The sequence below is a fragment of the Ruegeria sp. YTSA075 genome (genome assembly GCF_059610245.1).
Window position 1 is genome coordinate 1 of record NZ_JBXWNG010000030.1, and the last position, 8,295, is coordinate 8,295.

7 protein-coding genes are annotated in these 8,295 nt (G+C 55.1%); 5 read left to right on the plus strand and 2 right to left on the minus strand.

Annotated features, from left to right (window positions below):
• Window positions 1–32: 32 nt before the first annotated feature.
• Both AC2FGE_RS20760 and AC2FGE_RS20765 read right to left on the minus strand, forming a co-directional pair.
• The gene (locus AC2FGE_RS20760) at window positions 33–614 is read right to left on the minus strand and encodes a hypothetical protein (protein WP_496821229.1); all 582 of its coding nucleotides are present in this window, start codon (window positions 612–614) and stop codon (window positions 33–35) included.
• A gap of 114 nt (window positions 615–728) precedes the next feature.
• Entirely contained in the window at window positions 729–1,769 is a 1,041-nt protein-coding gene (locus AC2FGE_RS20765; RefSeq protein WP_496821230.1) for a LacI family DNA-binding transcriptional regulator, read from the minus strand.
• A gap of 97 nt (window positions 1,770–1,866) precedes the next feature.
• Here AC2FGE_RS20765 and AC2FGE_RS20770 point away from each other — a divergent pair, with 97 nt between their 5' ends.
• From AC2FGE_RS20770 to AC2FGE_RS20790, 5 genes are all read left to right on the plus strand, one after another.
• A complete protein-coding gene (locus AC2FGE_RS20770; protein WP_496821237.1) occupies window positions 1,867–3,378 on the plus strand; it encodes a tripartite tricarboxylate transporter permease in 1,512 nt (503 codons plus the stop codon).
• On the plus strand, window positions 3,375–3,845 hold the full coding sequence (locus AC2FGE_RS20775) for a tripartite tricarboxylate transporter TctB family protein (protein WP_496821231.1): 471 nt from the start codon (window positions 3,375–3,377) through the stop codon (window positions 3,843–3,845). The genes AC2FGE_RS20770 and AC2FGE_RS20775 overlap by 4 nt, the downstream gene beginning before the upstream one ends.
• Before the next feature lie 47 nt (window positions 3,846–3,892).
• Window positions 3,893–4,855: a tripartite tricarboxylate transporter substrate binding protein gene (locus tag AC2FGE_RS20780; protein WP_496821232.1), complete on the plus strand. Its 963-nt coding sequence runs from the start codon at window positions 3,893–3,895 to the stop codon at window positions 4,853–4,855.
• A 61-nt stretch (window positions 4,856–4,916) separates the two neighbouring features.
• Window positions 4,917–6,320 carry an acylating sulfoacetaldehyde dehydrogenase gene (gene sauS / locus AC2FGE_RS20785; RefSeq protein ID WP_496821234.1) on the plus strand — a complete coding sequence of 468 codons (1,404 nt, stop codon included), beginning with the start codon at window positions 4,917–4,919 and terminating at the stop codon, window positions 6,318–6,320.
• Window positions 6,317–7,816, plus strand: coding sequence for an AMP-binding protein (locus tag AC2FGE_RS20790; RefSeq protein ID WP_496821236.1), 1,500 nt, complete (start codon window positions 6,317–6,319; stop codon window positions 7,814–7,816). Before sauS ends, AC2FGE_RS20790 begins: the two co-directional genes overlap by 4 nt.
• Window positions 7,817–8,295 lie beyond the last annotated feature (479 nt).

The window sequence follows — 8,295 nt, forward strand, 5'->3', positions numbered from 1 at the left end:
ACTGTTCGCTTAACGATCAAACCTCGTCAGGCTCATAACCTGAAGGTCGCAGGTTCAAATCCTGCTCCCGCAACCAGCGTCACAGAACCGCCCGTAGCGCCAACGCTGCGGGCGTTCTGCTGTGTACTAAGAGCCAAAAGACCAGCCAACTCCCCAACGAGTTCTATGGTAAGCTGTCCGTCATTGGGCAGCAGTCGAATCTCGGACAACAATCCTCGAATGATGGATGTCGCTTCAGTCTTCGTCGCGGGGTTGTTCAACGCATCGCTCAAGTCCTCCACCTTTTCTTTATAGATGCCAGCGAGACCGGGATGTAAAAGAACGGGTCGCTCCTGAGACGAAGCGGATAATTCTGCTTCCAACTCTTCTTTGCAGGCTTCGAGATCGTCCATCTTCTTCTTCAAACTGGGATGGAACATACCTTGCGCAATAGCATCAACGATCTTGTCGATTTGCTTTGTGGTCTTGGCTAGTTCTTGTTCGGTTTTGGCTCTGCTCTTGGATATCTCGGCAGTCAGACGATTGAACTCCGATTGGTATGCCGACACAAACTCAGAGATAAGGTCCGGATGCAGCAGTTGGTCCTTGAGGCCCGTGAGCACGCGGGTCTCCAATTCTTCCCGCTTGATGGTCAGCCGGTTGTCGCAAGTGCCTTTGTTGCGAGAGTTGGCGCAGCCAAAATGGGATTTGCCAATAATGGTGTATTCGCCAAGATGTCCAGGACCGTTTCAGGTGTTTGCCATTCCTGGTGGCGTTGCGGTGGAATCCCGAACTAATACACTGAGTTCATACTTTGTCGCCGTTGTACCCGCGCTTTTTCCAGTAACGGCGTCCGCTATTTGCCTTGCGGCCAAAGCGCCAATTCGTTTAGCCGGGATGCGGATGGTGGAGAGTGACGGTTCGAATTCTCCCGATCCTTTGAAATCGCCAATCCCCATTATTGAAAGTTCTCCAGGCACAACAATGCCCAAGTGTTTTGCTGCATAAAGCACGCCTTGAGCAATAATGTCGTTACCGCACAAAATGGCACTGGGGCGCGGAGACTTACCCAACAATGACAGGCTAGCGCGTTTTGAGTCCGCAATGCTGTAAGGGGCTTGCAGTTGCCATTCTTCAGGCACCTCGATCTTTTTCCGCCGCAGCTCTGAAAGAGCACCGTGCAACCGATCGTGAGCTCGGTCGTTTCCAGCAAGGTCAGGAAAGACAAGGCCGATGTCTCGGTGGCCGAGATCCAGCAGGTGACACGCGGCCAAGCGGCCGGCCTCTGAATTCTGGACCCCTACGCAAGACAATCGTGCGTCGTCGGCATAGTTCCAGATTGCAACAGTTGGCACCCCCTGCTGTTCGATCAGTTGATGGGTGGCGTCTGAGTGTTCCAACCCAATAAGCGCCAGCCCATCGACACGGTGTTCCATCAGTTTGCGCAGCATTTTGTATTCGCGATCCAAATCGAAACCATGAGATGCAATAAGCATCGTGAAACCGTACTGATCGAGCCCATCAGAGAAGGACTGGATCAATTCGGCAAAGATCGCGTTGTCAATTGTTGGCACGACCAGTCCGATGGTGCCACTGCGCCGCCCATGCATCACCTGCGCCGCGCGATTGCGAATATAGCCGAGTTTCTGCACCGCTCTATCGATCTTCTTGCGAGTCGCCGGTTTGAGAAGATCAGGGTGATTGAAGCTTCGCGAGACCGTCGAGATGGACACCCCTGCCGCTTTCGCAACAGCGACGATATCAGGTTTATCTTTTTGTTTTCGAGCCATTATTCATACTTTATCGGCTAAAAAATGAAAACATTTGCAAAACTATTTTCATCTCTTAGCCTGTGATGTCAACGTGAGAAAACCATCAGGTGGAACTTTGGAATTCCTTTATTACTTCGGAGATGTCTTCACACCGATCTCTTTTGGCTTGCTGCTTTTGGGAACGATTGGTGGCCTGATTTTGGGGGCAACCCCCGGATTATCACCGACAATGGCAGTGGCCCTTTTAATCCCCTTCACCTTCCACCTGGCACCCGTTCAGGGACTGATCCTTTTGGGGGCGGCCTATACATCCACAGTGGCAGGTGGGGCGGTCAGCGCCATCCTTCTTAAAATTCCCGGCGCACCTGCCAACATCGCCACGACGTTGGACGGTCACACCATGGCCAAGCAAGGCAAGGGGGCGCAGGCGTTGCAGCTAAGCTTTCTAGCTTCGGCAGTCGGGGGCGTGATTGGTGTTCTGCTGTTGATCTTCCTGACACCCGTTCTGGCGCAGTGGGCGCTGGCATTCGGTCCCAGCCATCTGTTCTGGCTCGCCATCCTTGGCGTCACTGTCATCGGTTCGCTGGACAGCGCTTCGGTGGTGAAGGGCCTTTTGTCCGGTTGCATCGGCCTCTGGCTCGCGACCATCGGATTTGACGACATCATGGGCGCGCAGCGGTTTATCTTTCACCCAGCATTGGGCGGCGGTATCAATATCATTGCGGCTCTCATCGGGTTGTTTGCCATTCCCCAGGTGCTGACCATGTTCGCAATAGGCCGCAACGCAGCAAATGCCGAATTGATCGAGGTCGAGAAACATTCGATCATGGATGCGGTGCACGAGCTTCTGCGCCGCCCTCGCGCCCTTAGCATTGGTACCATCACAGGTTCGGTCATTGGGCTTATTCCAGGCGTCGGAGGTCAAATCGCTGGTCTTGTCGCCTATGACCAAACCAAAAAGTTCAGCCCGGAACGCGATAAATTTGGCAAGGGTCACAGTGAAGGTGTGATCGCAGCAGAAAGCGCGAACAACGCCATGGTCGGCCCAAGCCTTGTGCCACTTCTGACGCTTTCGATCCCTGGTTCGCCCACAGCAGCAGTGCTGCTGGGTGGTCTGCTGATCCACGGAATTTTTCCCGGCACCGACCTCTTTGACAATCACCCGGATGTGGCGTGGACCTTTATAAACTCGATGCTGATCGGTCAGGTGCTCATGTGCATCTTCGGCCTTTATGTGGCTGGCCTTGCCGCCCGGGTTGCACAAGTGCCGCAAAGCGTCATGGCGGCCGTTGTTCTGGGGCTCGCCGTCTTTGGCAGCTACTCGGTCCAGTCCAGCATGGGTGACGTCTACGTCATGGCCGCGTTGGGCGTTATGATGTACTTCCTTGAACGCTTCGGCTTCTCGGCCGCGCCGCTGGTACTTGGCCTGATCCTTGGCCCGATTGCCGAAGCAAATTTCATCCAAGGGTCAATGATTGCCGGCGCCACAGACGGAATGGCGAGCTATTTCCTGACTGGCACGCTGAACATCGTCCTGATTGCCATCGTGATTGCATCAATTGCTTATTCGATCTGGATGGAACTTCGCAGCCGTCGCTACACCTCTAAAGAGGAGATCATGGGATGAGCCAGATCAGCCTTCCACGCATTCAACACATTGTGGCGTCCGGCATTATTGCGGCGGTCGGGATGTGGGTGGCATGGGTAAGCTATACGCAACAGCCTGCCGAAGCCTTCCTGTTCCCGCGTTTGATTTCGACCGTCTTCGTCGTCTTGGCATTGTGGACATTCGTCAAAGCGATCCTTGGTTGGACAAAGGTCGGAGATGGCGTTTCGCGCAAAGATTTCGTGTGGCTTCTGCCAGGCCTGACCATCGCGCTTGTCTACATCTTCTGGGCCGCCAAGGCGTTGGGTTTCTACACAGCGGGTACGATCACGTTCTTCTTGCTCCTCAGCTTCTACGACCCGGCGCCGCATGACGAGGCCAAAACCTGGGTCAAGCGCGTGATCATCACCGCAGGGTTTCTGGCGGTGATGTACGGGCTCTTCGCGCTGCTGCTCAAAGTCTTCACACCACGAGAGATATTTTTCTGAAAAGGGCCGCGCAAAGCGGCGATCAAAAATCCAAGGGAGGATCTAACATGAAACATTTACTGGCAGGCGCTGCATTGGCGCTAATGTCCCTGACCGGTGGCCTGGCCACCGCCGAGGATTACCCGGAACGCCCCATCATGATGATGGTCAGCTATGGTGCTGGCGGGGCCACTGACTTCCAGGCCCGCATTGTCACCATGACGGCAGGCAATGAAGATGCGCTTGGCATGCCCATTGCGATCATCAACAAACCCGGCGCTGGTGGGCGGGTTGGCTGGAACTGGTTTGCAACCCAGGCCGAGGCTGATGGCTATACGCTCGGGGCATACAACATTCCGCATTTCATTGCGCAGTCGATTAAGGGCGGTGTCGAATACTCGGCGGACAGCTTCGAACCGATCGCCAACTGGGGCGCTGACCCTGCGGTATTTGTGGTGGCCAAGGACAGCCCCTTCAACTCCATGGAGGACGTGGTCACCTACGCCAAGGAAAACCCCGGGAAACTGACGTTCTCTGGGGCAGGTCTGTTTGTTGGACACCACATTGCGGCTTTGCAACTTGAGAAAGAAGCAGGTGTTAAAATGGCATACATCCCGACCAAAGGCGGCGGTGCGGCAGCAATGAAAGCCGTGATAGCGGGTGACGTCATGGGCGGCGTGAATAATCTATCAGACGCATTCCGTGCTCAGGAAGCGGGCAACGTCAAAATCCTTGGCGTGTTTGATCTGGAACGCAATGAGTTCCTGCCTGACGTCCCGACGTTAAAAGAGCAGGGCTTTGACATCGACAACGCCAGCGTGAACTTCCGCGGTGTCATGGTGCCCAAAGGCACGCCGCCAGAGGTCATCGACAAACTGGCCGCAACCGTCCCCGAGATGTTCAAGAACTCGCGTGTGGCGGGCAAAATGAAAGCAGGCGGTTCGCCCATGCACATCATGACCCGTCAAGAGGTTCAGGAAATGTGGGCTGCGCGTCAGGAAACTCTGAAAGAACTTCTGGCAGGTCTTTAGCGAGTGGCAGAATACTGGATAGGGCGACACGAGCCCTATCCTCTTCGATAGGAGTTTCGCGATGAATGCACATGATGATATGGCTCAATTGAGCAAGGTTGTCGCTCGAGCGCGCGCCGCTCAGAAAGCTTACGAGACGGGAGCCGACCAAAGGCGCTATGACCGCGCTGCCGAAGCTGCCGCTTGGGCGATTATGGAGCCTTCTCGCAATCGGGCTTTGGCCGAACTTGCGGTCGCGACAACCGGGCTTGGCAATGTGCCCGACAAGATCATCAAGAACCATCGCAAGACACTTGGCTTGATGCGAGACATCAAGGGCGTGAAAACGCACGGGATTATCAGCAACGACACCTCCACCGGCATCACCGAAATCGCGCGCCCCATCGGGGTGGTGGGCGCTGTGGTGCCCTCGACCAACCCTGCTGCCACGCCTGCCAACAACATCATTAACGCATTGAAGTGTGGCAACGCAGTGGTTGTTGCCCCTTCGCCTAAAGGTGTGGCCAGCTGCGAGTTGCTTTTGTCCAACGTTCATGCCGAGTTTGACAAGCTGGGGCTGAATCATGATCTGGTTCAGATGGTCCCAGCACCCGGCTCCAAGGCCAAAACTCAGGCCATGATGGAGCTGTGCGACCGGGTGATTTGCACAGGCAGCCAGAACAATGTCCATCGTGCCCAGACCTGCGGTACACCCGCTGTGGCCGTGGGCGCGGGCAACGTTACGGTTATCGTTGACGAGACCGCCGACCTGAAGGCTGCTGCTCAGAAAATTACCGCTTCAAAGACGTTCGACAACGCAACTTCTTGTTCATCTGAAAACTCGATGATCGTTGTGGACGCGATCTATGAGGATTTCATTGCGGCGCTCGCCAATGAAGGTGGGGCGCTGGTGGAAGACGAAGCTCAGATTGTTTCGAAGCTTTGGCCCGACGGCCATCTGAACCGAGAAGTTATCGCGCAGGATGCCGACAAGATGATTGCGGCACTAGGTCTGTCTGATCAGGTACCCGAAGACACAAAGTTCCTTGCGGTCGAAACCAAAGGCATCGGCCCGGATCATCCGCTGTCCGGCGAAAAGCTAAGCCGCATTGCCGCGCTTTACCGCGCGAAGGATTACGAGGACGCGCGAGCTATCGCGGCGCGCATTCTGGACTATCAAGGGGCAGGACATTCCATCGGCATTCACACCGCAGATGACGCGCGTGCGGTGGCATTGGGTGCCTTGATGCCAACCTGCCGTGTCATCGTCAATCAGGCGCACACTTTCGCGACCGGTGGCTCATTCAACAACGGCATGCCTTTCTCGCTTTCGATGGGTTGCGGCAGTTGGGGGGGCAATGCGATTGATGAGAACCTGCATTGGAAGCACTTCATCCAAACCACCAAGATCGTTCGGGAAATTCCGCCTATCGAACCCACCGTCGAAGACATCTTCGCAGATTACTGGGCGGATGCAGGCGAATGAAGGTGGATGATCATACGCCGCCAAACGGTACCGTCCGCGACTGGCTAGATGACCGTGCAAGCACCGACGTTGATCTCGACGCCTATTTGTTTTTTGACGGCGAGCCTGCGCTGACCTGGTCGGATTTGCGGCGCAAAGCAAAACAACTTGCGCGACAATTGACGGCGTTGGGATTGAATAAAGGAGCGAGCGTCGCAATATTGCAGCCAAACGGTCGCAAAGCAATAGAATGCCTTTACGGAGTGCTTTACGGCGGGTTCCGTGCGACGGTGATCAACCTGGTCGCGGGGGACGAGGCTATAGGATATGCGCTGGATCACTGCGAAGCGCGCATTGCACTTGTCGGCGAGGCCCAGGTCAATTTGTTCGAAAGGGTGAGCCCGACGAGAATGTCTCGGCTCACAGAAGCCGGTGACAACAAAGCCCCGGTATTGCACCGGCTTGAGCCTGCAGACGACGCACTGCTCATGTACACATCTGGGACAACCGGACGCCCCAAAGGTGTCGTGCACAGCCACGCGAGCTTATTGGCAGGCGGTTGGACGCCAACCGTGGCCCACAGGTTGACGCCAAGCGATCGCGGTCTCTGCGTATTGCCAATTTATCACATCAACGGCTTGTGCGTAACGGTCATAAGCGCATTGGTCTCTGGCGGATCATTGGCGGTGGCCGAGAAGTTTTCAACTAGCAAGTTTTGGGACCAGTGCGAAGAGGCGAAGGCGACATGGTTCTCTGTCGTGCCGACAATCATCTCGCACCTGCTCCACTCTGATATAACCCCGGGGTCCAACACCCGGGATCGGTTACGCTTCGGCCGTTCAGCGTCATCCCCGCTTGCACCCGATGTGCAAACAGCATTTGAAGCCCGTTTCGAAGTGCCGATTGTTGAAACCATGGGCCTGACCGAAACCGCCGCCCAGATACTATCGAACCCATTGCCTCCGGGCATTCGCAAAATTGGCTCACCGGGCAAGGCGTTTGGCAATGAGGCATGCATCCTGTCGCCTGATCTGACTCCTCTACCACCTCATCTGCAAGGCGAGATCGCTGTGCGTGGACCAAATGTCATGCGCGAGTATCTCAAGAACCCCGACGCAACGGGCGAAACCTTCACCTCGGACGGGTGGCTTAGAACAGGTGACTTGGGCCATATCGACAACGACGGTTATTTCTTTGTCACCGGTCGACTGAAGGAACTAATTATCAAGGGCGGGGAAAACATTGCCCCTCGTGAAATCGACGAAGCACTGTATTCGCATCCTGACGTAATTGAAGCCGCGGCTTTTGCTCGCCCGTGCAAAACTTATGGTGAACGTGTGGAGGCGGCCGTCAAATTGTGTGATGGCTCCACGTTGTCGTCCGAACAACTTGTCGAAATCTGTGTCCAAAGGCTCGGCGCGTTCAAATCTCCAGACACGGTTTATTTACTGGAAGAATTACCGAAAGGCCCATCCGGTAAGATCCAAAGGATCAAACTGCCTGAGATAACGCGGTGAGAGTTGAATTTTCGACATAAGTAGGCATCGAGTAGAACGAGCTGCGATGAGGCGCGCGCAACTCATTTTAACCTGACACCGTTCGGGACTATGATGGCGGTTTGCGAAAGTTGGCTGACATTCGGACAGACAATGCGAATATCAGCTTCGTCCGCAAAGCACTCATTCAAGCCTGTTGCAGCGAAAGACTGCGTTGAGCCCTTACCAGACTTTGATCACACCTCGGTCTTTCGCTCATGCAGCAAGTCGCGAACGCGTAAAAGTTGCCGTTCATTTGTCTTGGCGATGTCAACTGCAATATAGCGTGTTAGTTGTCAGCAATGACCCAACTAACCTCAGCCAAGCGGAACGCCATACCCTATGCCCTTGCAGTCGTTGGTGTGCTTTTTGCATCCATCTGTTTTGGCCTTGTACCCTACTTTAGCCGTGGGCTCACCGATCAGGGTCTCGCTCCCTATGCGGTTGCCTTTTATCGGTAC

Excerpts from the sequence above, each read along its gene's own strand:
- AC2FGE_RS20780 (WP_496821232.1), top strand. The coding sequence starts at position 3,893 with ATGAAACATTTACTGGCAGGCGCTGCATTGGCGCTAATGTCCCTGACC.
- sauS (WP_496821234.1), top strand. The coding sequence starts at position 4,917 with ATGAATGCACATGATGATATGGCTCAATTGAGCAAGGTTGTCGCTCGA.
- AC2FGE_RS20775 (WP_496821231.1), top strand. The coding sequence starts at position 3,375 with ATGAGCCAGATCAGCCTTCCACGCATTCAACACATTGTGGCGTCCGGC.
- AC2FGE_RS20765 (WP_496821230.1), bottom strand. The coding sequence starts at position 1,769 with ATGGCTCGAAAACAAAAAGATAAACCTGATATCGTCGCTGTTGCGAAA.
- AC2FGE_RS20790 (WP_496821236.1), top strand. The coding sequence starts at position 6,317 with ATGAAGGTGGATGATCATACGCCGCCAAACGGTACCGTCCGCGACTGG.